We start from the raw sequence: 24,244 nt of genomic DNA on the forward strand, positions 1-24,244 counted from the left end.
ACTGCGCGCCGGTAGCATGGGATGCTTTTTATTTGATGTAGCGTCGATCCCCCAATTTACATACCTACAACATGCTGCTCCTTCTGATTTCTCTGCTTCATGCTCTCGAGCTCATGGTGAAACTTCTCCTTAATAGACGATTTATTACCATACACATACAAAATGTCACCCTCCTGAATCGTCAGCTTCAGGCACTGCTGTCTGATTTTTTGATCATCCCGCTGAACGAATAGCAGCAAAATATCTTCCTCCGTACCCAATAGCACATCCGTTCGTTGGTCTACTAATTTGGAGTCGGCATGGATATGAACATCCGTGACCCAATCGGTGTCGCTCGTATACAAAATTTCATCGATAGGCAGCTGGTGCAGTTCAAATTGTTGATTCAGATGCCGATGAAACTTGCGTTTGAGCAAGCTCATCATCTTTTTATTTTTGACCGATAGTAAAATAACTGCGAGACCAATGGTGACTACGGTCAAGGTCGGAATCCGTAAATTTTGTCCCAACATGCTGCTGATAATGGAGATCAGAACTGCCAGCGAGAAAACGCCGAACAAAATAAGAAATACGCCAATATTGCGGCGTACCGGGTGACGCAGGATCAGCTCCGATTCGAGTGTCGTGTAACCGGTTGCCGTCAGCATGGATACCGCCTGAAAGCGGGCAATCTCTTTTTTGAGCCCAGATATGATCAGAAGGGTAGAAGACACCTCCAGCACCAAGGCAATCAGAATCAAATAAATGACGATAAACAGCATCTCCACGAGTGATCTCCCCCTTGCAACCGTATATATCCTATCATTACCATTCAGCAGCAGTCTTGAACCCTCCAATTGAACATGGATAGAGAGCTTTACTTCAATTTTAAGTATTTTTAATCTTTGTTGATTGATTGGGCGGGTTGTGGAGTAATACTACCTATAGAGAACAATTCGGTGATCAGTAGGAGCGGTGAAAAGAATGGTCCAACCCCATACCATGGAACAGCCTGTATTGGAAGAAAAGCAGCTTAAGGCTGCGCTGTTTCAGTTCGTATTTCCGTTCTCGCTTAATGAGGATTGTCAGGACGATTTGAAGCAGCAGCTGCAAAAGGACGACTTTGCTGCGTTTGAGCTGGGAAATCTGGAGCTGGAGAATGCTTTCTACGGGGAGGGCTACCAGGTATCCCATTTGAATTTGGAGCGGTATTATTTGCCTTTTACGAATAGCGTCATTTTTCCACATAAAGATTCCGACGATGTATTTATGCGGTATTCCAAGCGTCTTGAAATGGATTGCAGCCTGCGGATGAGTCAGCATCATATCCCGTTTCGTATACATTCGGTCGATGTCGTGTTATGTCCCTTTGATTTGGGCTTTATTACGGTACGGACCGAGGTGCGTTGTGACGATTTAACCTACTCACAGGTGCTGGAGTTCGTGAACCGATTCCGTATTTTGCAAAACATGAAGGATCAGGATGAGCTGATCGAGCTGGTCCAGGATGGAAAGCGTTACAACGAAGTCGAAGAATTTATTTTGGATGGACTTGTTCCCGGGATGATCTCCTTTCTGGACAAAACGGATCTGGAGAAAACGTATTTTGAAAAGCTGCCCTTTTTCGTGGATGAGCGGATGTTTGTACAGGGATTGATTTCCTTCACGGATAACTGTCCGATTGCGCCTGAGGATATATACCGTGCCTCTCGGGTTGATGGGCTGGATTTTCAGGGAAAGCCATATATTAGCGCTTCGAATATGGACTACATCAAGCGGTATTTGGATGACCACATCTATGACAGGTGGGGGCCGGATACGTTTTATGTGATTGAAGAGAACTCCTTCTTTTGCTTGACGAATCAGTCGAAGGAGGTGACTACGGCTCTCGGCAACCACATGTACGGAGCGTATTACTATGGTGTGCTCATTAATTTGTTTTATAAAATCGTGCTGCTTAAATTATCAAACCGTTATTCGCATGTCCAACTGGATCAGAATCAGGACGAAATCGATGATTTGATCCGCTCGATTACGATTTTTTCTGCCCGCTATTACTTTCTGGAGGTCGCTACCCAATCGCAGGGCAAAGAAATTTTTCTCCAGCTTCGCAAGCATTTAGGCAGTGATGAGCTATATGCAGAAGTGAATGAAACGCTGGCTGATCTGTACAAATACCAGGAAAATTTTACTGCGAAACGGTCCAATTACTTGCTGCTGATCTTAACGATCTATTCGGTGGTCAGTGGCATTTATGGAATGAATCAGGTGATTGATGATTTGAAGGGACCCATCGATTGGGGGAAGATGAAGGATTATTCCGTGTTTGAATATATTGCGCTGACCGTGATGGTTACAGGTATGGGGGCTGCGATTACGCTCGGGGTAACTACGCTGAGGCGATTAATTAAGGAAATAGGTAAACGAAAATAAAGCAGAAGCCTCTGTACCTTCCCCTTACGTAATAGTTTACAATGGGGTTAACAGGGAGATGGGAATATGAAAATTAATGAGCTGGCCCGCAGGTTGGATGTTACTCCGAGGGCGATTCGTTTTTATGAGGAGAAAGGGCTGCTGCAGCCAGTCAAAAATGAACACAACGGTTATCGGCACTACAATGAGGAGGATGCATGGCGGCTGCAAACGATCACTTCATTTCGCGAGATGGGGATCGGCATCGAGAGCATTGCCAAGCTGCTGCGGGTGTTTGACAGCGGCGATGCGACCTCCCTGCATCATCATTTGGAGCTCCAGCGGGCGATTCTGTTTTCCAAGTGGGTAGAATGGAAGCAGACCTTGTCCGCCATGGATGAGCTGATTGATCAGGTGGACGAAGGAAAGCCGCTCGTCATGGACGATCTGTTCAAGCTCGCAGAGCATACGAAGCGAATTCGAACAGCCCGTTCCTCCTGGGAGGATCAGTGGGGCTTTGACCAGATCGCTGACCAGTTTGACCGCAAACGGCATGATTTGAACGAAAGCCCGGTTGGATGGATTGCCTCAGCAGACGAGTACGAGCAGGCTTTGGCCTTTACCGTTCAGTGGTTGGCGCCAAGGGCTGGAGAGGTGGGGCTCGATATTGGCGCGGGGACGGGTAATTTGGCGGGAAGGCTGCTGGAAACAGGTGCTGAGGTTGCGGCTGTCGAGCAATCGCGCCAGATGCTGGTTCGCTGCCGCAGCAAATATCCCGCACTGCAAGCGAAGCTTGGCAATCTGCTCGCACTGCCGTTCTTCGATGGCCAGTTTCATTTTGCAGCGACCAGCTTTGCGTTTCATCATGTGAACGAGACCCAGCAGCTGCTGGGTCTTGCGGAAATGGACCGTGTGCTGAAGCCGCACGGACGTGTCGTTATTACGGGTCTCATGTTCGAGCATGAAGATGCCAGAGCGGCACATCTCACCCGGCTGCAGGCAGCTGGCAGGACAGAAGTGCTGGACAAGCTGACCAACTGCTACCCCTCTGACCGCTCTGTGCTGCTGCAATGGTTTCATGAGCATGGCTACATCACGGTACAGCAGCAGCTGAACGAATGGGTACACATGGTGTATGCGCTTCGCCAACCCTAATTGCCATGCTGGAGAAGTGTCAGATGAATCTTATTTTCTCTACATCGGATAAGCACGTGGCATACCTTCGGTTGGTTTTCCCAGACTATCAATGTCATTGTCGTTCAGCAGGGGAATACGAATCGTAACGGTGACGCCGCTTCCGGCGTCATTGTCATGGATATTGATCCCGTAATCTGTACCAAAAAAGGCCTCGAAGCGTTCCGTGACGTTATGTATGCCGAATACGAAAAATAAATGATCGTTATGGGTTTGATGCAGCTGGGGTTGTCCGAGAGTCGAACAGACTTGATGGATAACCTCTTCCTGTCATGCGGTAGGCTGTACCGGGATAAAAACTTGTAGATTCGACTCCTTTTTCTATAAAAAGCGCAGTTGGCTGCCATTTTGGAAACAAAGTATCCTTGCTTGTTGTCTATCATTGCTTAACCCTATAAAAGATGCTAGAATAAAAACAATTATTACAAGCTACCTAAAAGTGCGAGTTCAAAAAGTTGACATTTCAGCACAGGCTTTTTGAAAATCCTCTAATAATTGTAGTCTTTTTTGACTCCATTTATGGACGATCTCTATCATTATTTTGCTAATAGGCATATATTTGTATAGAATACTAAGCATGAGACGCGTCAATCTTGGGGAGGAATGGCATATGTTGCGTTTGGGACAAAGAGTAATTATCGTGGCAGACACTTTTGAGCAAAACTTGCCTGTTAATGAATATGGTTATATCATGGCTATTGATCGGAATGCCGACAATGTGTTTGATTATGTTGTGCGGGTTCCCAAAATAAATAAGCATTTTTTTGTAACAGCTGCGGATATTGAGCTGGAGGAAATTTTGATTCAGCTGGAAGCGGACCGGTTGCAGCGTGAGTCGCTGATTGATTTTGCACTGGCTACCAAGAACGAGGAACTGTTCCGTCGTATTATGAATGGGGAAGATCAGGAAGAGGCGGACGCGATGAAGCCGAGCTCCGAGGTTCAGTCCCAGGCTGAATTTATTAAACAAGTAAATTTAAAGGCTTGGATTTAACCACAAGTCTTCGTATAGTAAGGTAAGAGGCCTTCATTTCCGTGCGAATAGTCGTCGGGAGGAAGGCTTTTTTCGCATTCGTTTATAAAGCTGCGCCTGCCGTGTCTCTCCCTGTAGCTTACTTACATGACAAGGTTGTTACATAACCCATATTTGTTGAAAACGCTATTTTGAATGAGAGCAGCATGTTACCTTTGTGTTCGTGCCCAAAAATGCGTTCGTTCATTTGGTATGCTTCCCATAGGAAGGAGAGTCTGCTTTTGTTATAGTTTTGAAGTAAGTTAAGAGTCAATGTCAGGTATTGTGTGAGATTCATGTAATGTTAAGGGGGCTGCTTTGGGGCTCTAAATTACGAGGCTAGGCGGGGGTGAGGAGTGACTTTTCAAGGCAGACATACATGTATTCAGATGATTGGTTTATAGGACGGATATTCAACATGGGAGGCAGCTATATATGAATGAAAACAAAAAAGTCAAAGATAAACACCCCTCGATATTTGAACCAGTTGCCTTGATCATGAATATCTTTTTGGCGATTGTAGGAGCAGTTATCGGTATGCAGCTCATGACCTCGCTCGGGCTGACCCCTAATACCGCGATTATCGGTGCTGTAATTGCCATGCTGATAGGGCGGATTCCTATCCCTGCCTTCTCCATGTTCAAGTCCATCCATCGTCAAAACTTGATGCAAACCTCGATTTCATCGGCTACATTTGGTGCAGCCAACAGCTTGTTGATTCCTATCGGTATTCCGTTTGTCATGGGTAAGCCGGAATTGATCGTGCCGATGCTGATCGGTGCTGCTCTGGCGATGTTTCTCGATGCAACACTGCTGTATAAGCTGTTTAATTCCAAGGTGTTTCCTGCGGCGGGTGCCTGGCCACCGGGTGTAGCGACGGCAGAGGCTATCGTAGCTGCTCAAAAGGGCGGTAAACGGTCGGTGCTCTTAGGCTTGGGGGCTGCTGGAGGCATTGTGGGCGCCTACTTTGGTCTCTCCATGTCGGCTTTTGGGGTCGCTTTTATCGGCAATATTTGGGCATTAACCATGTTTGGAAGCGGTCTCTTACTGAGGCAGTATTCGATACCGTTGTTTGCCGTTGATATGAATCTGCTCTATATTCCGCATGGATTTATGATTGGCGGGGGGCTTATGGCGTTGGTGCAGACAACGATGATCATTTTTAAAGCGAAAAACAAAAAGCGGCAATCCACGGAGCAGCAAGCGGGCGAAGGAACGGAAGCGACGGACTGGATGAAAAGCGATCAGGAAACGACCCGTACCCTTGGATTCGGTTTTGTGGCTTATCTGGTTATTGCCTTGATCTTAGCTGTGATCGGCGGATTGTTAACACAAATGTCGTTCGGCATGTTTATCTGGTTTCTTTTATTCGCGGCATTGGCTGCTTATCTGCATGAACTGATTGTAGGCATTGCCGCCATGCATTCCGGATGGTTTCCGGCGTTCGCCGTCGCTTTGATTACGCTGATATTAGGAGTATTGATGGGATTTCCTCCCGTTGCACTGGGGCTCTTGGTAGGATTTAGCGCAGCGACGGGTCCTGCTTTTGCGGACATGGGCTACGATTTGAAAACAGGTTATATTTTACGGGGTAACGGTAGTGACCCAGAGCTCGAGCTGCATGGACGCAAACAGCAGTATATTACCGGCATGATAGCCTTTGGTGTCGCTTTGCTGACCGTACTGTTTTTATATAAAGGATTTTTCGCGAGGAACCTGATTCCTCCTGTGGATCTGGTGTATGTGAAAACGATTGAAGCTGGTGCATCGATAGAAGTGGCGAAGCAGCTCTTCCTGTGGGCAATACCGGGAGCTATTCTGCAAATTATCGGTGGCTCCAAGCGGCAGCTCGGTGTTTTGTTCGCCACAGGTCTCTTAATTCTTAATCCTAATGCAGGATGGGTTGTATTATCCGGTATTCTAATCCGCATCATTGTATTGAAGGTCAAGGGAAAAGAAGCGGAAGCGCCTATGGGTATTCTTGCCGCTGGATTTATTGCTGGTGATGCGTTGTATGGCTTCTTCAATTCGATAATCAAATTTGCTAAAAAGTAGGGATAAACAATGGGAAAAATAAATGTGGATGAGCAAATGATGGAATATGCCGTGTATGGAGGCGCTGTGCTTGGCGGTGGTGGAGGCGGCTGGATCGAGGATGGGCTGCAGCTCGGCAGGCTGGCATTGGAAGTGGGTCCTCTTCAGCTGCTCACTGCCGATGAAATGGATGAGGATGCTACGCTTCTTACCACATCGATTGTTGGTGCACCTGCCGCCAAGGATAAACATGTCAAACCGATTCACTGTCTGAGGGCGATGGAATTGCTGGGTGAATCGTTCAAAAAGCCGATCGATGGGATCATCGTCAATGAGAACGGAGCGAACACGACAGTGAATGGCTGGTTTCAGGCTGCGATCACTGGTCTTCCCATTATTGACTTGGCATGTAACGGCAGGGCTCATCCAACCTCTATTATGGGTGCGATGAACCTGCATGAATTACCCGATTATATTTCTCATCAAGCTGCGGCTGGAGGCAGAGGCAATCAGTATTTGGAGGTCAGTGTATCGGCAACCATTGAACAAACCTCATCATTAATAAGAAGAGTGTCCGTGGATGCTGGTGGGCTGGTAGCCGTAGCGCGTAATCCGGTAACGGTCAAATATGCGCGGGCCAATGGTGCGCCGGGTGCGATCAGCCAAGCTATAGAGCTGGGTGAGGCACTGCTTACCCATAAGGGAGAGGCGGCAATTGAAGCTGTATGCAGCAAACTGGGCGGACGCGTTGTTGCCGTAGGCGAGGTTAGTGAATTTGCAATAACGACGGATCGTGGCTGGGATGTCGGGCATGTAACGATTGGTGATTACGAGCTGACGTTCTGGAATGAATATATGACACTGGAACAGGACGGTCAGCGATTGGCAACGTTCCCTGATCTCATTATGACTTTTGATGCCCTCACTTCCCATCCGATCGTATCGGCTGCGATTACCAAAGGACAGGCCGTAGCCGTCATTCATGTGCCAAGAGGACAGCTGATTCTAAGCACGACGATGAGCAATCCCGCATTGTTACAGCCGATTGAAGACGTGATCGGCAAGTCGATTAATAGTTATATATTCAAATGATGGAAGGGACGATTACGGATGGAATCGATAGGCAGCAAGGAATTAACAGATATCAGTATCCAAATATTGATCAACAGTCTGGGTTTACAGGCAGGAGAAACCTTTCTTGTAGTTGCCGATGAGGCCAAGCAGGAGCTGGGTATAGCACTATGGTCAGCAGGAAAGCAGCTGAAGGCTGAGGCTATGCTCCTTATTATGCGGGATAGAGGGAAATCGGGTGAGGAGCCGCCAGCCGCCGTAAGCGAGGCGATGAAAGGCTCCGAGGTAATTGTTTGTGTGACCGAGCATTCGCTGACACATACGAAGGCGCGCAAGGAAGCGGTAGCACGTGGAGCACGAATCGCCACGATGCCGGGAATTACACCCGACATGTTTCTGGAGGGCGCGATATCGGCAGACTATGCCCAGGTCAAAGAGCTCTCCGTCAAAGCAGCCGGGCTGCTGGAGAACGGGAGTACAGTACGCATTGAGAAGGGAGGCAAGTCGCTAACCTTTTCCATTGCAGGCAGAAAGGGCTATCCGAGCACAGGTGTCTACCTGAACCCTGGAGAATGGGGAAACCTGCCGTCAGGAGAGGCTTATACAGCTCCGGTGGAAGGAACTGCAGAGGGACAGATAGAGGTCGACTGTTCCTTTGCAGGCATCGGCAAGCTGGAGGCTCCGTTGCATCTCACGATCAGGGAGGGACGTCTGGTCGACGTGGAAGGTCCTGCCTCGGATAAGCTGCTGCACATATTGGGTGATCAGGAAGGTCGTATGCTCGCCGAGTTTGGAATTGGAACCAATAACAAAGCCAGGATTACAGGCGTCGTATTGGAGGATGAGAAGGTATATGGAACGATCCATGTGGCCTTCGGCAGCAACCACACGTTTGGCGGTACTATTGTGGCTGGCGTCCATGTGGATGGAGTCGTGAATGAGCCGGATGTTTATATCGACGGGCAGCTGATTATACAAAAGGGCAGGCTGCTCGTGTGAAATTAAGGAATCGTATAGGACTTTATCTATACGGTTCTTTTTGTTTAGAGGAGGCAATGGAATGGATATTCGACAGCTGAGTTATTTTGTAGAAGTGGCTAGACTCAAAAGCTTTACAAAAGCATCGCAAACCTTATTAGTCTCGCAGCCATCGATCAGCAAGACGATCAAAAACCTTGAGGATGAGCTCGGGGTTCTGGTGCTGAACCGGTCGGAGAAGGAGGTCGAGCTCACGGATGCCGGTAGCCTTGTGTACGAGCAAGCCTTGCATATCATGCAGTCGATGAAGGATTTATCGTTGTCCATCCATGAGCTGGTTCAAGTAAAAAGGGGAAAAGTGGTTATGGGCTTAATGCCTACGGTAGGCGCACTGCTGTTTCCACAAATCATTGTCGGCTTTAAGAGCCAATATCCGGGAATCGATATCCAAATGGTCGAATACAGTGCCAAGCATCTGGAGATCCAGGTCAATGTTGGACATATCGATTTTGGGGTTACGGTGCTGCCGGTGGATACAGGGCTATATGGCACGTTCTCTTTGTTGAAGGAGGATCTGGTTGCCATTGTTGACAGTCAGCATTGGCTGGCATCGAAGGAGTCTGTCGATTTAAAGGAACTGGAGGAGGAATCGTTTATCCTGTTCTCCAAAGAGTTTGCGCTTTACGATGTTGTCATTCAAGCCTGCTGGCAGGCCGGTTTTGAACCAAGGGTGGTCCATATGTCCTCAATGTGGGATCTGGTTTGTGAAATGGTAGCGAATCAGCAGGGAATTTCGTTGATTCCCAGATCGATGGCGAATCGCTTGAAGCATCTGCCTATCCATACCGTTGCAATCACCTCTCCTGCTATGGTCTGGGAGCTGGCTCTCATTTACCGCCGTAATCAATATCTTTCCTATGCTTCACGTGAGTTTATAGCCTATATTCAGACACATCTCCCCAATCAGAGCCTATAGTTTGTTTGCATGCATGGGATGCGATATAGGTATTGTACGGATGGAGCTGTGCGCCTTTATGATATACATACGGGGGCACAATCTGACAGTACGGGAGGTATCGCAGTGTGATGTTTGCAGAGAGAACGAAGCATTTGAATGGTTCGGATATTCGGGCGATTCTGAAAATGACGGAACAACCAGGTATGATCTCTTTTGCCGGAGGAATGCCTGCTCCCGAATTGTTTCCAATCGAGGAAATCCAGGAAGCATCCCAGCACGTATTGAAGCACCACGGCCAGCAAGCATTACAATATACGATCACGGAGGGCTTCCTGCCGTTAAGAGAGCAGATTGCACAGCGAATGCTGGAAAAGTTCGATAAAGCCTGCTCTTCACGGCAAATTTTGATCACAAGCGGTTCGCAGCAGGGGATCGAGCTATCGGGCAAGCTGTTTCTCGACGAAGGGGATGTGGTGCTGTGCGAAAGTCCCTCTTTTCTCGGTGCCTTTCAAGCTTTTCGCCTCTACAATCCGAGATTTATCGAGGTGCCTACAGATGATCAAGGGATGATTATGGAGGAATTGACACGTATTCTGGAGACTACAGATCGGGTGAAGCTGCTTTATGTGATCCCGGATTTTCAGAATCCTACGGGTCGGTCGTGGTCACTGGCAAGACGCAAGGAATTGATGGAGATTGTCAGTCATTACGAGATCGTAGTGGTCGAGGATAATCCATATGGCGAATTGATTTACGAAGGTGATTCGCTCCCTTCATTAGCTTCGTTGGATCAGAAGGATCAGGTCGTGTTTCTCGGCTCATTTTCCAAAATTCTCTGTCCCGGATTCAGAGTCGGCTGGGTGTGTGCTTCTCCACAGTGGCTGGAAAAGTATGTGATGGCCAAGCAAGCTGCGGATACGCATACGTCAACTTTTTGCCAGCAGGTGATCCATTCTTACTTGGAACGATACGATTTGGATCGAAATGTCAGTAAAATCAAGGACGTGTATCGAAAACGTAGAAATATCATGCTGGATGTTATGGATCGTGAATTTCCGGAAACGGCTTTATTTAGCAAGCCCGGAGGCGGATTATTCATCTGGGTGGAGCTTCCGGCATCCGTCAATACGAGAGAGGTTCTTGCAAAAAGTTTGGAAAAAGGGATCGCTTTTGTGCCTGGAGGTTCCTTTTATCCTAATAGTGGTCATGAGCATGCGATGCGTCTGAATTTTTCAAATATGCCGGAGGACAAAATCATCGAGGGTATCCCCCGTCTGGCAGCAGTTATCCGAACATTCATATAATAAGGAGCGATATCAACTATGAAATCATCTGTACCAAACTTTCAAACAACACTGGATGTTAAGCAGGTCTCAGCTCACGTTGCACAGCAGGGCTATTACCCATTAACGAGTGATTTTTTTACGCAGGCTGATTTTTTTCAAAAAGATGACGCTGAGCGATTTATCGACAGCTTTCACAATCTGACAATTGATAAATATATGAAGGACAATGGAACCTACAGGCTTCGCCGGTTTGCCACTATTGAATACAGCACGAGTGACAGAGCCCTTCATGTTTTCAACGATCGCCCTTATTACCAGCCAACCGAAATCAACACCTTGAACGGCGGAATCGTAAGACACTTTGATCCTATGGAAGAGAGCATCGTTACGGACAATACATTTTTAAGAGGGTTGCTCCAATGGGCTTTTAACGCAGTAGAGCAATTGGAAGGACCCAGCGATTGGGAAGTGTCCCTTCATCAAATCCGCATATTAGCCAGAATCGACGAGCAGGGAGAACCGGCTCCAGAGGGCGTTCACCGGGATGGTGTGACGTACATTATGATGATGGTTCTGGCACGGGAGAACGTCCTTGGTGGGGAAAGTACGATCTACGATAATGACCGCAATCCGCTGATGAGTACGACGCTGCAGCCGTTTGATTTGATATTTGCCGATGATAACCGGGTCATGCACGGAGTTAGCGCTATTCTGCCTGATACAGTCGATGGTTATCGGGACGTGTTCGTAGCTGCTTTTACGAAAAAAGGATGATTCTAGCTTCCATGAGAAAGGATGAGCCAGCGTGCCGATGATGTTCCCGGCTGCTCAAGCTGTTGTGCCCTTCATTTCGACGATCTCGAATCATTATCTAATATTGGAATTCGAAGTGATTTGCGATATTCCTGGAAAAGCTGCAGATGCTGAATGGCGAGCCAGCTTGGATGAATTTCTCAGCAGCACAGAGCTTGCGCTCACAGGTGCAGGTGTGTTCATGCAGTCTAAAACGATGGTTTTCCTCAACCCGGAAGAAACAGCCGTGCATCGTTACATCGTGCATCTCCTATTGGATGGAGCCTTCGAGCCTTCCAAGATTGCTGAGCTGCTGTCCAATACGGCTGCTGAGATTTCCATGCATGCCCCGGAGCATCGATTGAAATACGCACCTTGCTTCACGGATCAGCTCGTGACCTTCGTCATTGAGGCTGGATTCTGAATTAGACGAATTCATGTAGAAAGGAGTTAATCCCACATGGGGGGGAAGCGGTTTATACAAATTTTGGATGCGACGCTGAGGGACGGAAGTCATCCACTTCGACACCAATACGATGCCGATACGCTTTCGCGTATAGCCTCTTACCTGGAGCGGGCGAATGTCCCTTACCTTGAGGTTTGCCATGGGGATGGTCTTGGCGGCTCCAGCCTGCATTTTGGTAAAGGCAGGCTCACCGATGAGGAAGCTATAAGCACTGTAAAAGCGGCAGCACAGCAGGTGAATATCGCGGCGCTGCTGCTGCCTGGCGTTGGTAGGCTAGCGGATCTGGAGCAGGCTGTGCAAACGGGAATAGGAACGATACGAATTGCGACGCTGGCCTCGGAAGCCGATCTGGCGCACCGCTATATCCACAAAGCGGCAGACCTTGGCATTGAAGCGTTTGGCTTTCTGATGCTGAGCTCGACATGCTCCCCGCAGCAGCTATTGGAGCAGGCACGCAAGCTCGAAGCATTCGGAGCGAATGCGATCTATATCGTCGATTCAACGGGAGCGATGGCCATGGACGAGGTTCGGACCAAGGTCAGTCTGTTACGGCGTTACATTTCTATTCGCATCGGATTTCACGGCCACAACAACCTCGGTTTGGCGGTGGGCAATTCACTAGCAGCTGTCGAAGAAGGAGCCGATCTGGTGGATGGCTGCCTTGCTGGCTTTGGCGCCGGTGCCGGCAATGCCCCTACGGAAGTGCTCGCTGCCGTGCTGCATAAGATGGGCTATGAAACAGGCACGAACGCAGGCATCCTTCTACAGGCTGCTGATGATATGCTGAAGCAGGTGATGCCGGCTCCCCAATTTATTGAACGGGGGGCACTTGCTCTCGGTACACTTGGCATCCGGGGCAGCTCCTTGTTTACTACGCTTCCGCTGCTCGGAAAATATGGTATCGATGTCAGGGATATCCTTAGCCAGCTGGTCACAGAAGGAAGCGACGCTTTGTCCATAGAAGCATTGGCTGACGAATACCTTATAAAGCAATCGAATGGTTCACCCGTTGTACGTTCCCGCGAAACGAAGGGGAGCGGGCCTCATTTTCATTAATTTGCAGCCTCTGCTTGAGCAGCGCCTCCTTACTAACAGCACGTTAGTTCAGCTCATATACTCATATAGCCATTCCTCAAGATTGCCAACCATTTAGCCGTAAAGGCTGATAGCGGCAATCTTTTATTTTTTTGTATATATGTCATACTAAATTGGAGTGGAACTGTGATAAGATCGATAAAACCGATTTCAGAACGTACATGAGGTGAGAGTATGGAGAATGCTCCGTTTACCGTGCAGGATTTGCTGCAAATGCCATTGTTTCAAGGTGCCAAAATCATCTCTGGACATGAAGGCGTAGCCAATGAAATTTATTATATTGATAGTATGGAGACGCCCGACCTGACAGGCTGGCTTCGTCCTAATGAACTGATCCTGACGACAGGCTATTCGTTCCGCCATGATCCTAATATGCTCTGCTTGTTACTGGATGAAATGCATAGGGTTGGCGGTTCGGCGGTAGGAATCAAGATGAGACGTTATATACAGGATATACCTCAGGAAGCGATTCACAAAAGCAACATCTATAAAATCCCTTTATTCGATATACCGCTTGAAATCCCTTTTATGGATATGACGCGCTCGATATTGGATCAAATTCTGAAGCGTCAAGCCTACATGCTCCGTGAGCTGCAGGAAGTAAATCAGCAGTTTACGAATTTGGTATTAAATCGGCGAACGACGGAGCTGGTTGTCCTGATTGGGCAGCTCCTGCATTGTGAAGTGGCTGTATTGAACCAAGAGGAAGAGATTGAAAGCAGTACCGCCAAATTTAAAAAAACGGACATTGCCGAAAAGCATAATATTCGTGTGGGAAGCCGCAATTTTGGATATTTGTCGATCACCCGCAAGCTGAGTGAGCAGGATCATTTTGAACAGAGCTGTCTCGATCATGCAGTTACGGTATTGGCGATTGAATTTACTATACGGCAGTCCCAGCAGCTTCAATTGGAACGGGAGCAGGAAGTGTTTCTTGTAGAGCTGCTGTCCGGCCTGAACCACGAGGAGGAGCTGCTGCGTTACCGGGCCAAACGTTTGGCTATTCCTCAAGGACCCTGCATCTATGTTATCGTCATTAAACCTTTCAGCCGGACGACCCTTGATGCGGAACAAATCGGCAGGATCAATAATTGGATGGTACGTGAAATCAACACGCCTCGTAGCATTACACGCAAAGGGGTGGAGGTGAACGGCCGCGTTATGATTCTTTGCAGCTCGGTCCATAAGGATATCGAGGGTCAGCGAAGGGAAACAGAGCAGTATGTACAGGAGCTGCTGAAAAAGGCCGTCAGGCTTGAGGAGGAAATAAGTCTCGTATGTGGAGTAGGAGGTATTGTTGAGCGGCTGGCGAATCTTTCTGACAGCAGCCGGGAGGCTCAGAAGGCTTTGGCTATTGGTGAAGGCTCTTTGCCCCATCAGGCCGTTGTTCACATTCATGACGTGCTTATAGAGCAATTGCTGATGGATTCAGCGGATCACCCCGTACTCGCGGTATTGACGCAAACGTTTATCACTCCCTTGGAGGCTTATGATAAAGAATATGGAACGAATCTATTGGTTACCCTGGAAGCTTTTCTGAGAGAGCGAAATAACACAAAGCGAGTGGCAGAGGAGTTGTCTATACATCGCAACTCTGTACTTTATCGACTGGAACGGATCAGTGAGATCCTGAAAATCGATATGAATGATACAGAGGTGCGTTTACGGTTGGATTTGGCCATTCGCTTTTGGAAAATGAAAAATGTGAACAGAACGACTATGCTGTGAGACTATTAACAGAATCGCGCTTTCAGCTTGATTAAGTACTTGTTACGAGTGGTATAGAAGGCACACTGCTTAGCAAGTATGCTAACCTTTTACTATTGAACTTTGTAGTAGCTTATCCAGAACAATTACTAATTGTAGGTCCAGTGGTACGTTATATTTTAACGAACTTTGTGAAGCCGTCCAATCAAGCCGTTCAATCTTGATAAAGCGACCCCGCACAGCCTTGAAAGGGTATGTAGGGTCGACTTTTTTACTTTCCCGCATCATATTCGTTGGAGTGTTCCTCCAGCGATTTAATTTTTCCATGGGGGTTTTGTGCTTGCTTACGAATTTTCCATTGATTTTCCTTACGGCTTTTCGATTGGCTCATCGCAATAAACACTCCTTTGGAATGCGGATATGGTGTTGCTCATTTAACTTGTGATTTTATTAAATATTATATACTAATTTAAGATGAACGAATAAAAAGGGTTCGTAATAGCCATAATACATTCAACGGTGATAAGAGAGGTGTGGTTCCGTTGGGCTATCTAACGAAACATTCCAGGGAAGTTGTAAGAATCTAAAGTGAAGCGAGGGGATGTGCCGCAGAGACGTTATTGTAGTACCCATACTGCATATTGTTGATGTTGGTAAGACCTAAGGTTCAAAAGGGTTCATAGCAGTAGTACCAAATCAAATTCACCGTTGAAAAGGACTCCGCGAGGGGTCTTTTTTCTTTTCGTTACTACGTCAAAACAATTGAGTTCAATTTCCATCTAGTCTATAATGATAAAAACGCAATACCCATGTCATCCATAACGAAACGGGGGCCATTCAGTGAGCATTACAATCAAAGACGTTGAGCACGTAGCCAAATTGGCCAGACTTGAGCTCAGTGAGCAGGAAAAACAAACGTTCACCGAACAGATGAACGCGATCTTAAAATACGCGGATCAATTAAATGAACTTAATACCGATAACGTGGAACCAACGAGTCATCCGGTGCCGCTCGTTAATGTGATGCGCGAAGACGTGTCCAGACCATCCTTGCCCATAGACAAAGTGCTGTTGAACGCGCCGGATGAAGAAGAAGGTCAAATCAAAGTGCCTGCAGTATTGGAGTAAGATTAATAGATTATTGAAAGGGAGGACGCGGTTTTGTCTTTATTCGATCTTAAGTTACAAGAGATACATACCCAATTGAAAGCTAAACAAATTACCGTTTCCGATCTTGTGAACGAATCCTATACAAGGATTGGACAAGTTGACGGTAAAGTTAAAGCCTTTTTGAAATTGGATGAGGAGAATGCGCGTACGACTGCAGCTACGTTGGACGAGCAGCTGGACAAGAGTGAAAGTCGTGGGCTGCTGTTCGGCTTGCCGATCGGGATTAAGGATAATATCGTTACAGAAGGCGTTACAACGACTTGTGCGAGCCAGTTTCTGCGTAACTTTAACCCGGTCTACGATGCAACTGTAGTATCGAAGCTGAAGGATGCGCAGGCTATTTCCATTGGTAAGCTCAATATGGATGAATTTGCGATGGGCGGCTCCAACGAGAATTCGAGCTTCCAGATCACCTACAATCCATGGAATACGGAATATGTGCCAGGTGGTTCAAGCGGTGGTTCGGCTGCGGCTGTGGCTGCAGGAGAGGTTTACTTCTCCTTGGGCTCCGATACAGGAGGATCGATTCGCCAACCGGCTGCTTATTGCGGTATTGTCGGCTTAAAACCGACGTATGGCCTCGTGTCCCGCTTCGGTCTGGTAGCCTTTGCCTCATCGCTGGATCAGATCGGTCCCTTGACCAAAAATGTAGAAGACAGTGCCTACTTGCTGCAATCGATCGCGGGTCATGATCCGAAGGATTCAACATCTGCGAACGTGGATATTCCTGACTATATTAGCGCCCTGAGCGGTGACGTAAAAGGCTTAAGAATCGCGCTTCCGAAGGAATATATGGGTGAAGGTATCGATCCGGCTGTCCGTGAATCCGTGCTGTCCGCGCTTAAAGTGCTGGAGAGTCTTGGTGCTGTGGTCGAGGAAGTATCCTTACCGCATTCTGAATATGCAGTGGCTACGTATTATTTACTGGCATCCTCGGAGGCATCCTCCAACCTGGCCCGTTTCGACGGCGTTCGTTATGGCGTTCGTGCCGATAATCCGAACAATTTGCTGGATCTGTATCACAGATCACGGAGCGAAGGTTTTGGACCGGAAGTCAAACGCCGCATTATGCTTGGCACCTATGCACTCAGCTCCGGTTATTATGATGCCTATTATTTAAAGGCTCAAAAGGTGCGTACTCTGATCAAGCAGGATTTTGATAACGTGTTTGAGAACTATGATGTCGTAATCGGTCCTACTGCGCCTACTACCGCCTTTAAGGTTGGTTCCCAGGTGAATGATCCGTTAACGATGTACTTAAACGATATTTTAACGATTCCCGTGAATCTTGCTGGCGTTCCGGCAATCAGTGTTCCTTGCGGATTTACTGACGGCCTGCCTATCGGCTTGCAAATTATTGGTAAAGCATTGAGCGAAGCGACGATTTTACGGGTAGCTCATGCTTTTGAACAACATACAGACTTCCATAAGCAGCGCCCCCAGCTGTAACACCTTAGGATGAAAGGAGAATACACCTGCATGTCAGCAACAGAAACGAAATACGAAACGGTCATTGGGCTGGAAGTTCATGTCGAGCTTCATACGAAGTCCAAAATCTTTTGCGGATGCTCCACCGCCTTTGGAGCACCACCGAACACGCATACTTGTCCCGTTTGTTTGGGCTACCCGGGTGTTTTGCCGGTGCTCAATAAGCAGGCTGTTGAATATGCAATGAAAGCGGCAATGGCGCTCAACTGCGAGATTGCTACAGATAGCAAGTTTGACCGTAAAAACTATTTTTATCCGGATTCCCCAAAAGCCTACCAAATTTCCCAATACGATAAACCGATTGGTGAGCATGGCTGGATTGATATCGAAGTCAATGGTCAAACGAAACGGATCGGTGTGACCCGTGTTCATCTTGAAGAAGATGCAGGCAAGCTGACACACGTAGACGGCGGTTACACGACCCTTGCGGATTTTAATCGTGTAGGAACCCCTTTGATTGAAATCGTATCCGAACCAGATCTGCGTTCACCGGAGGAAGCTCGTGCTTACTTGGAGAAGCTGAAGGCGATTATGCAGTATTGTGATGTGTCCGATGTGAAGATGGAGGAAGGCTCGCTGCGCTGCGACGCCAACGTCAGTATTCGTCCTTACGATCAGGCTGAATTCGGTACCCGCGCTGAGCTGAAGAACATGAACTCGTTCCGTGGGGTGCAGAAGGGGTTGGAATATGAGGAATGGCGACAGGCTGAAGTATTGAACAGCGGCGCCAAGGTCATTCAGGAAACACGCCGCTGGGATGACGCCCAAGGCAAGACGATCATGATGCGCAGCAAGGAAGAGGCTCATGACTACCGCTACTTCCCGGACCCAGACCTGGTGCGGCTATATATTGACGATGCCTGGAAGGCTCGCATTCGTGCTTCAATTCCGGAACTGCCGGATGCACGGCAAGCCCGTTATGTGAGTGAGTATAGTCTGCCGAGCTACGACGCGCAGGTCATTACCTCCTCGATCAAGCTGGCCGATTTCTTTGAAGAGAGCTTGAAGTATACAAAAGACGCCAAAGCCGTATCGAACTGGATCATGGGTGATCTGCTTGGCTATTTGAACGCGAATAACCAAGAGCTTGAGCAGCTTCCGATTACTGGCCAAGGCTTGGGCGAAATGATTTTATTGCTGGAAAAAGGCACGATCAGCAGTAAAATTGCCAAAACCGTCTTCAAGGCGATGCTGGAAACCGGCAAAGCTCCTGCGCAAATCGTTGAAGAGCAGGGCCTCGTGCAAATCAGCGACGAAGGTGCGATTAAAGCGGCAGTCGAGCAGGCTATCGCCAATAACCCGCAGTCCGTAGCCGATTTCAAAGCAGGTAAAGATAAAGCTGTAGGCTTCCTCGTCGGACAAGTCATGAAGGAAACGAAGGGTAAAGCCAATCCGGGACTCGTGAACAAGCTGATCGTTGAGTGTCTGCAGGCAGCTGAATAAACTGCTTTATTAAATACGGAAATGGTTCAAGCCTTGATTCCATTTCATGTTCTGTAAGGACCATAGAAGTCCGGAATATGAGAGGGAGTCAAGGCTTTTTTAATATGCACGAGCTTCATCAGGAAAGGATGACGAATGGGTATGATACGTTTCGGCATTATTGGAACGAACTTTATTACCGAGAGATTCATCGCTGCGGCGCGTGAGTGTGAAGATTTCGCCTTAACCGCTGTATACTCTCGTACATCGCAGCAGGCAGAGGATTTTGCAGCCAAGCATCATATACCTCATTTATTTACCGATTTGGAGAGTATGGCGAAGAGTGAGGAGATCGATGCGGTGTATATCGCGAGTCCGAATTCTTTTCACGCCAGTCAGGCGATCTTCTTGATGGAGCATGGCAAGCACATCTTATGTGAAAAACCGCTTGCTTCCAATGGCAATGAAGTCAGAGCAATGTTTGAGGCTGCACGTAAACATAATGTTTTGTTAATGGAGGCACTGTTATCTACAATGCTTCCTAATTTTCAGGCGATCCGTGAGCATTTGCCCGAGCTTGGGCAGATTCGTCGTTATACGGCAAGCTATTGCCAATATTCATCACGTTATGATGCCTACAAGCAGGGAACGATATTGAACGCTTTTAATCCAATATTTTCAAATGGTTCATTAATGGACTTGGGTATTTACTGCCTATATCCGATGGTGGTGCTGTTCGGACAACCGCTTAAGGTTCAGGCTAACGGATTGCTGCTCGATTCCGGTGTTGACGGACAAGGCAGTCTCATATTGAAATATCCCGATATGGATGCAGTCATAACCCATTCCAAAATCAGCTCATCCTATATGCCGACCGAAATTCAGGGAGAGAACGGGACGATGGTCATCGATAAAATCAATACACCGGAGAAGGTCGAGATTCGATATCGAGATGGTTCGATACATGACGTGTCGAAGCTGCAGTCTCATGCATTCATGTACTACGAGGTTCAGGAATTTATTAATGTGTTAAAACGCGATGAACGGGAATCTGCGATTAATTCCAATCAGCATTCCATTTGGACAATGGAAATTATGGATGAAGCGAGAAGGCAGATTGGACTCGTATTTCCTGCTGACCATTAAGACGTTCTATAAGTGAAAAGAGGGTGCGAATGTCTACTGAACGTTTATGTATGCCGCAAGTGGGTGTAGGAGCTATAATCCGCGGCGGACAGGATGAGATTCTGCTTGTACTGCGGAATCGTGAGCCTGAAAAAATTATTCTGTCTTCTAAACCAGAAAAAGCAATCAACCGGTCGTTGGCCAGTGATTGCTTTTTTCAATTTCTACACGACTATTCCAGATTGGCATGATTGCCATACATCGAGCTGGAATCGAGTCCCTTCTTCTGCATCAAGCTTAATATAGTAGCATCGAAGTAAACAAGAAGTGTCTGCTCGAACAGGGAACCCATCGGCTGAATCGTGTGGTAGCTGCTTTCCGATTGATCCTTGGGCGAGCCAGGCAAGCTAATCTTAATGTCGGCCAATCGTCCAATAGTAGATTGGGGATATATCGTAACTATGGCGAGCGTAGCTTCCAGCTCTTTGGCTTTCTTTGCCATCGACAAGAGGCTTTTGGTCTCACCGGACCCGGAGGCAATAAGGAGCAAATCCTCTTTACCAAGTCCAGGTGTTACCGTTTCACCTACAACATGCACATCCAGCCCAAGATGCATCAGTCGCATAGCAAACGCTTTGGCCATTAAGCCGGATCTCCCTGCGCCCGCCACAAAAATTTTACGGGATTGAATAACAGCTTCTACCAATGCTTCACTGTCAGTGCTGCTCGTGCCAAGCATAAGCTTTACCGAGCGCTGCAGCTCGCCCACGATTTCTAAGGTATATTCAGTCGCATTCATCGGATCGATTACCCTTGGTTAATTAGCTGTCTGATTTCTGCCGCTGTGCCTGCTTTGTCTTCCTGTCCGGTAATGCCGCCGCCGACAATAATCAAATCTGGCTGAGCGCGAATGACCTCTGGCAAAGTGCCAAGCTTGATTCCGCCAGCAACAGCAGTTTTGGCATTTTTCACAACACGTTTGACCGTGCGAAGCTCTTCAAAAGGACTTTGCCCCGCTGCTTGAAGATCGTAGCCTGTGTGTACGCAGATATAATCGACACCCAGTGCATCAATCTCAACGGCGCGTTTCTCCAAATCGGTTACATTGATCATATCAACGAGTATGCTTTTTCCGTGCTTGCGTGCTTCTTCCACAGCTCCTTTGATCGTGGCATCATTGCTGGCTCCAAGCACCGTAATAATATCAGCACCAGCCTCGGATGCCTTCATAACCTCATAGCCACCAGCGTCCATTATTTTTAAATCAGCCAAAACCTGTAAGTTCGGATAAGCATCCTTAATTGCTTTTACCGCGTGCAACCCTTCGTTAATCACGATGGGTGTTCCTATTTCAACGATATCAATATACGCCTCAACTTCTTTAACCATATGGATGGCATCGGGAATGTTAACAAGATCTAACGCTAATTGCAATTTCATGAATGATTCACTCCTATTATAGTTGATTGGGTTAATCTCCTTTGCACAGGGATTAGTATATCTGCAATATCACTTATTTGTAAGTACGCACTTTAATCTTATATAGTGCCAAAAAGTATACTGTGCGCTATAATAGGAATTATGAGGAGGGATTCGATGGGACATCTATATGAAAAGACCTTTAATTGCGAAAAAGAGCTAACTCTCAGTGTTATTGGTGGTAAGTGGAAAATGCTGATTTTATGGTATTTGGGCAAAGAGGGGACCAAACGTTTTGGTGAATTGAAGTCTTTAATACCTGATATTACCCAGCGCATGCTGGTCAGTCAGCTGCGAGAGCTGGAAGAGGACCTGATCGTGCATCGGGAGGTTTATCCCGTTGTACCGCCCAAAGTGGAATATTCGCTTACCGAGCTTGGCCAAAGCTTGATGCCGATTCTGGTATCGATGTATGATTGGGGCAAAAATTATATGGAACTGGTCGCCAAAGAAAAGGTTGAAATCAAGGATTTAACTTTGCAAAATAAATAATTAATGATGTATCTGAGCAAAATGTATGATGAATGTTGGAGCCGCGTAATCATTTTTCATGAAAATAAAGGCCAGTAAGGAGCTTAACCAATAAGCCCTCACTGACCTTTATTTACCTTTAACTTAGAAAAATACCACCATACACAAAAGCACAAACGATAACCAAGGCGGGATGAATCTTTTTAATTACCATGGCAAAGTAAGCGACTGCGGCAATTCCAAGCGACTGCCATATTCCGATCGTGTGCACAGAGTTTGCACTCAACTGCCACGTCATAACCACCATCATTATCGCGATTACCGGCTGAACCAATAAAGTCATGCCTTTGACAGCATCGGACTTGCGGTATTTCTGCATCAGATTCAGCAGCCAAATCAAAGCTACAGCAGTAGGTACAACCGTAGCGATAATACTGACGGCAAAGCCGACCCATCCCCCTGCTTCATAGCCGACAAAGGCAGCAATTTTTGTTGCGATCGGGCCGGGCAGCATATTGCCAAGTGCGAGCATGTTGGAGAATTGATTATTATCCAGCCAATGATAATGGTTAACGATTTCTTCATACATAAGCGGAATCGAAGAGGGACCGCCGCCATAGCCCAATGCGTTAGATATAAAAAAACCAAAAAACAGTTGTAACCAGTCCATAAGACAACCTTCCTATTCTAAGCCTTAGCTTTTTGTTTGCGATAACGCAGCACTCGGAAATGAAAAGCCCCATAAGCCAGAAAAACACCAATGACAATAGCGGAATGCAATTCGATCAGCTGCAGCATTACAAAGGACAAGACGAACAAGAGTACGCCCAATACCTTTCCTAACCCTTTAACAGCCTTTTCGCCAAATTCATAAGCCATCATGCCAAGCATAACGGCAACTACCGGTGTCACAGCCCCAATCATCCCGGCAATAATCGTGGAGGAGCTGAGTGCAGTAATGATCGATAGTAATGCAACCATGGCTACACAGGTGGGTACAATATGCGCCAGCACAGCAATGGAGGCGCCGAGTGTACCTTTTTGACGATATCCCAGATATGCAGCCAGCTTGGTGGCAATGGGACCAGGAAGCGCGTTAGCAATCGCCAGCACCTCACCGAATTCATCATCCTGCATCCATTTATAACGCGTAACCGCCTCATATCGGATCAAGGGCACAGTAGCAGGACCTCCTCCGTAGCCAAGCATACCGGTTCTAAACATAGCGATAATCAAATCCTTATACACATTCATCTTTTCATCCCTCATTACCCATTAATTTCATCGTTTTGATGTCGTCTCGTTACAGCTTCATTCCCATTCGACTCTTATACCTTTTAATCAAAATCTGACAATCGACACTCGTAATACCTGGCAGCACATACAGCTTTCCCTGCAGGAAAAGCTCCATTTCCCGGTTGCTGGCAAATAATCCATGCATATGCAGCTTGCTTGGTCCTGTCATATGATATAAGCTGCTCACCTCAGGCTCATCAGCCAGACTATCCGCGACCTCCATCAAATGTTTGGGCTCAACCTCCACATTAAAAAATGCCGACACCGTAATGCCGATTTTTTCCGGGTTAATGACCGCGGTAATTTTCTCGATCGTACCGTTCTCCATCAACGCATTAATTCGGGCCTGCACACCGACTCTTGAAAGCCCGACATCCTTGGCAATATCCGTATAAGACGCTCTTCCATTTTGCTGCAAAATCGCAATGATCTTGCGATCGATCTCATCCATATTTGAAATAACACCATCTGTTATTTTTGTGCTCATAAGTTTCGGTTACTCCTTTATTCATTTTTGATTGATGTGCATTCAAAATGTAAGTTTATTGTGATAATTACATTCGTTACGTAATAATATACAAATATTTTATTCATAACGCAATCATTAAATGTAAAATTCATTCGTATTGAAATGAAATTACGCTCGTTCCCTTACAAATTTAAAAGCCCATCACGTCTGTGAGAGGCCACTGAAAAAGTCCATCTTTAAGAAAAAGGTACAGTTCTTCAAGAAAGTTGAAGAGCCTGTACCTTTTTTGCCGTATAATTGAGTCATCTTAAAAAAGCGTGGGTGAGAGCGGATGATTCGG

The 24,244-nt window shown here is 47.0% G+C and carries 25 protein-coding genes and 1 pseudogene; 19 read left to right on the forward strand and 7 right to left on the reverse strand.

Features of this window, described 5'->3' with window-relative positions; all coding sequences use genetic code 11:
- Positions 1–56: 56 nt before the first annotated feature.
- On the reverse strand, positions 57–761 hold the full coding sequence (locus LRL21_RS07110; RefSeq protein ID WP_240415091.1) for a TrkA C-terminal domain-containing protein: 705 nt from the start codon (positions 759–761) through the stop codon (positions 57–59).
- A 220-nt stretch (positions 762–981) separates the two neighbouring features.
- Between LRL21_RS07110 and LRL21_RS07115 the strand changes: the two genes are divergently transcribed.
- From LRL21_RS07115 to LRL21_RS47340, 13 genes and pseudogenes are all read left to right on the forward strand, one after another.
- Complete coding sequence (locus LRL21_RS07115; protein WP_240415058.1) at positions 982–2,412, forward strand: hypothetical protein; 1,431 nt, start codon at positions 982–984, stop codon at positions 2,410–2,412.
- Positions 2,413–2,478: 66 nt separating this feature from the next.
- Positions 2,479–3,546, forward strand: a complete 1,068-nt coding sequence (locus LRL21_RS07120; RefSeq protein WP_240415059.1) for a MerR family transcriptional regulator — start codon at positions 2,479–2,481, stop codon at positions 3,544–3,546.
- Between the two features lie 649 nt (positions 3,547–4,195).
- Entirely contained in the window at positions 4,196–4,579 is a 384-nt protein-coding gene (locus LRL21_RS07125; RefSeq protein WP_240415060.1) for an ATPase, read from the forward strand.
- A gap of 453 nt (positions 4,580–5,032) precedes the next feature.
- Positions 5,033–6,652, forward strand: a complete 1,620-nt coding sequence (locus LRL21_RS07130; protein ID WP_240415061.1) for an OPT/YSL family transporter — start codon at positions 5,033–5,035, stop codon at positions 6,650–6,652.
- A 9-nt stretch (positions 6,653–6,661) separates the two neighbouring features.
- Positions 6,662–7,723 carry a DUF917 domain-containing protein gene (locus tag LRL21_RS07135; protein ID WP_240415062.1) on the forward strand — a complete coding sequence of 354 codons (1,062 nt, stop codon included), beginning with the start codon at positions 6,662–6,664 and terminating at the stop codon, positions 7,721–7,723.
- Between the two features lie 18 nt (positions 7,724–7,741).
- Positions 7,742–8,701 (forward strand): aminopeptidase, encoded by a 960-nt coding sequence (locus LRL21_RS07140; protein ID WP_240415063.1) that lies wholly within the window; start codon positions 7,742–7,744, stop codon positions 8,699–8,701.
- Between the two features lie 61 nt (positions 8,702–8,762).
- Positions 8,763–9,656 (forward strand): LysR family transcriptional regulator, encoded by an 894-nt coding sequence (locus LRL21_RS07145; RefSeq protein WP_240415064.1) that lies wholly within the window; start codon positions 8,763–8,765, stop codon positions 9,654–9,656.
- 110 nt (positions 9,657–9,766) lie between these two features.
- Positions 9,767–10,942, forward strand: a complete 1,176-nt coding sequence (locus tag LRL21_RS07150) for an aminotransferase-like domain-containing protein (protein WP_240415092.1) — start codon at positions 9,767–9,769, stop codon at positions 10,940–10,942.
- Between the two features lie 18 nt (positions 10,943–10,960).
- Complete coding sequence (locus LRL21_RS07155; RefSeq protein WP_240415065.1) at positions 10,961–11,698, forward strand: 2OG-Fe dioxygenase family protein; 738 nt, start codon at positions 10,961–10,963, stop codon at positions 11,696–11,698.
- 37 nt (positions 11,699–11,735) lie between these two features.
- A complete protein-coding gene (locus LRL21_RS07160) occupies positions 11,736–12,140 on the forward strand; it encodes a hypothetical protein (RefSeq protein ID WP_240415093.1) in 405 nt (134 codons plus the stop codon).
- A 36-nt stretch (positions 12,141–12,176) separates the two neighbouring features.
- Complete coding sequence (gene dmpG, locus LRL21_RS07165) at positions 12,177–13,238, forward strand: 4-hydroxy-2-oxovalerate aldolase (protein WP_240415066.1); 1,062 nt, start codon at positions 12,177–12,179, stop codon at positions 13,236–13,238.
- Between the two features lie 213 nt (positions 13,239–13,451).
- Complete coding sequence (locus LRL21_RS07170; protein ID WP_240415067.1) at positions 13,452–15,005, forward strand: PucR family transcriptional regulator; 1,554 nt, start codon at positions 13,452–13,454, stop codon at positions 15,003–15,005.
- Between the two features lie 50 nt (positions 15,006–15,055).
- Positions 15,056–15,208: pseudogene (locus tag LRL21_RS47340) on the forward strand (DUF2798 domain-containing protein); the annotation flags it as partial.
- A 47-nt stretch (positions 15,209–15,255) separates the two neighbouring features.
- On the opposite strand, the gene LRL21_RS07175 reads toward LRL21_RS47340, so the two are convergent.
- Positions 15,256–15,375 (reverse strand): DUF6254 family protein, encoded by a 120-nt coding sequence (locus LRL21_RS07175; protein ID WP_240415068.1) that lies wholly within the window; start codon positions 15,373–15,375, stop codon positions 15,256–15,258.
- Between the two features lie 449 nt (positions 15,376–15,824).
- On the opposite strand from LRL21_RS07175, the gene gatC reads away from it, so the two are divergent.
- The 5 genes from gatC (at position 15,825) to LRL21_RS07200 (ending at position 20,440) form a co-directional block, all read left to right on the forward strand.
- Positions 15,825–16,112 carry an Asp-tRNA(Asn)/Glu-tRNA(Gln) amidotransferase subunit GatC gene (gene gatC / locus LRL21_RS07180; RefSeq protein WP_240415069.1) on the forward strand — a complete coding sequence of 96 codons (288 nt, stop codon included), beginning with the start codon at positions 15,825–15,827 and terminating at the stop codon, positions 16,110–16,112.
- A 33-nt stretch (positions 16,113–16,145) separates the two neighbouring features.
- A complete protein-coding gene (gatA, locus tag LRL21_RS07185; RefSeq protein ID WP_240415070.1) occupies positions 16,146–17,603 on the forward strand; it encodes an Asp-tRNA(Asn)/Glu-tRNA(Gln) amidotransferase subunit GatA in 1,458 nt (485 codons plus the stop codon).
- A gap of 30 nt (positions 17,604–17,633) precedes the next feature.
- A complete protein-coding gene (gatB, locus tag LRL21_RS07190) occupies positions 17,634–19,085 on the forward strand; it encodes an Asp-tRNA(Asn)/Glu-tRNA(Gln) amidotransferase subunit GatB (RefSeq protein WP_240415071.1) in 1,452 nt (483 codons plus the stop codon).
- A gap of 141 nt (positions 19,086–19,226) precedes the next feature.
- Entirely contained in the window at positions 19,227–20,210 is a 984-nt protein-coding gene (locus LRL21_RS07195; RefSeq protein WP_240415072.1) for a Gfo/Idh/MocA family protein, read from the forward strand.
- A gap of 29 nt (positions 20,211–20,239) precedes the next feature.
- The gene (locus LRL21_RS07200; protein ID WP_240415073.1) at positions 20,240–20,440 is read left to right on the forward strand and encodes an NUDIX hydrolase; all 201 of its coding nucleotides are present in this window, start codon (positions 20,240–20,242) and stop codon (positions 20,438–20,440) included.
- On the opposite strand, the gene hxlB is transcribed toward LRL21_RS07200, so the two are convergent.
- Together hxlB and hxlA are read right to left on the reverse strand one after the other, a co-directional pair.
- Positions 20,422–20,988, reverse strand: a complete 567-nt coding sequence (gene hxlB, locus LRL21_RS07205; RefSeq protein ID WP_240415074.1) for a 6-phospho-3-hexuloisomerase — start codon at positions 20,986–20,988, stop codon at positions 20,422–20,424. The genes LRL21_RS07200 and hxlB overlap by 19 nt on opposite strands.
- An 8-nt stretch (positions 20,989–20,996) precedes the next feature.
- Positions 20,997–21,629, reverse strand: coding sequence for a 3-hexulose-6-phosphate synthase (hxlA, locus tag LRL21_RS07210; RefSeq protein WP_240415075.1), 633 nt, complete (start codon positions 21,627–21,629; stop codon positions 20,997–20,999).
- 156 nt (positions 21,630–21,785) lie between these two features.
- On the opposite strand from hxlA, the gene hxlR reads away from it, so the two are divergent.
- Entirely contained in the window at positions 21,786–22,160 is a 375-nt protein-coding gene (hxlR, locus tag LRL21_RS07215) for a transcriptional activator HxlR (protein ID WP_076229918.1), read from the forward strand.
- Between the two features lie 118 nt (positions 22,161–22,278).
- On the opposite strand, the gene LRL21_RS07220 is transcribed toward hxlR, so the two are convergent.
- Genes LRL21_RS07220 through LRL21_RS07230 form a run of 3 tightly spaced genes read right to left on the reverse strand, consistent with a single transcriptional unit; the run spans position 22,279 to position 23,922 of the window.
- Complete coding sequence (locus LRL21_RS07220) at positions 22,279–22,809, reverse strand: chromate efflux transporter ChrA (RefSeq protein WP_240415076.1); 531 nt, start codon at positions 22,807–22,809, stop codon at positions 22,279–22,281.
- A 17-nt stretch (positions 22,810–22,826) separates the two neighbouring features.
- Positions 22,827–23,393 carry a chromate efflux transporter ChrB gene (locus tag LRL21_RS07225; RefSeq protein WP_275900630.1) on the reverse strand — a complete coding sequence of 189 codons (567 nt, stop codon included), beginning with the start codon at positions 23,391–23,393 and terminating at the stop codon, positions 22,827–22,829.
- A 49-nt stretch (positions 23,394–23,442) separates the two neighbouring features.
- Positions 23,443–23,922, reverse strand: coding sequence for a chromate efflux transcriptional regulator ChrS (locus LRL21_RS07230; protein WP_240415078.1), 480 nt, complete (start codon positions 23,920–23,922; stop codon positions 23,443–23,445).
- Between the last annotated feature and the right edge of the window lie 322 nt (positions 23,923–24,244).

Source organism: Paenibacillus periandrae (genome assembly GCF_022458865.1).
In the GTDB taxonomy this organism is placed as follows: domain Bacteria; phylum Bacillota; class Bacilli; order Paenibacillales; family NBRC-103111; genus Paenibacillus_S; species Paenibacillus_S periandrae.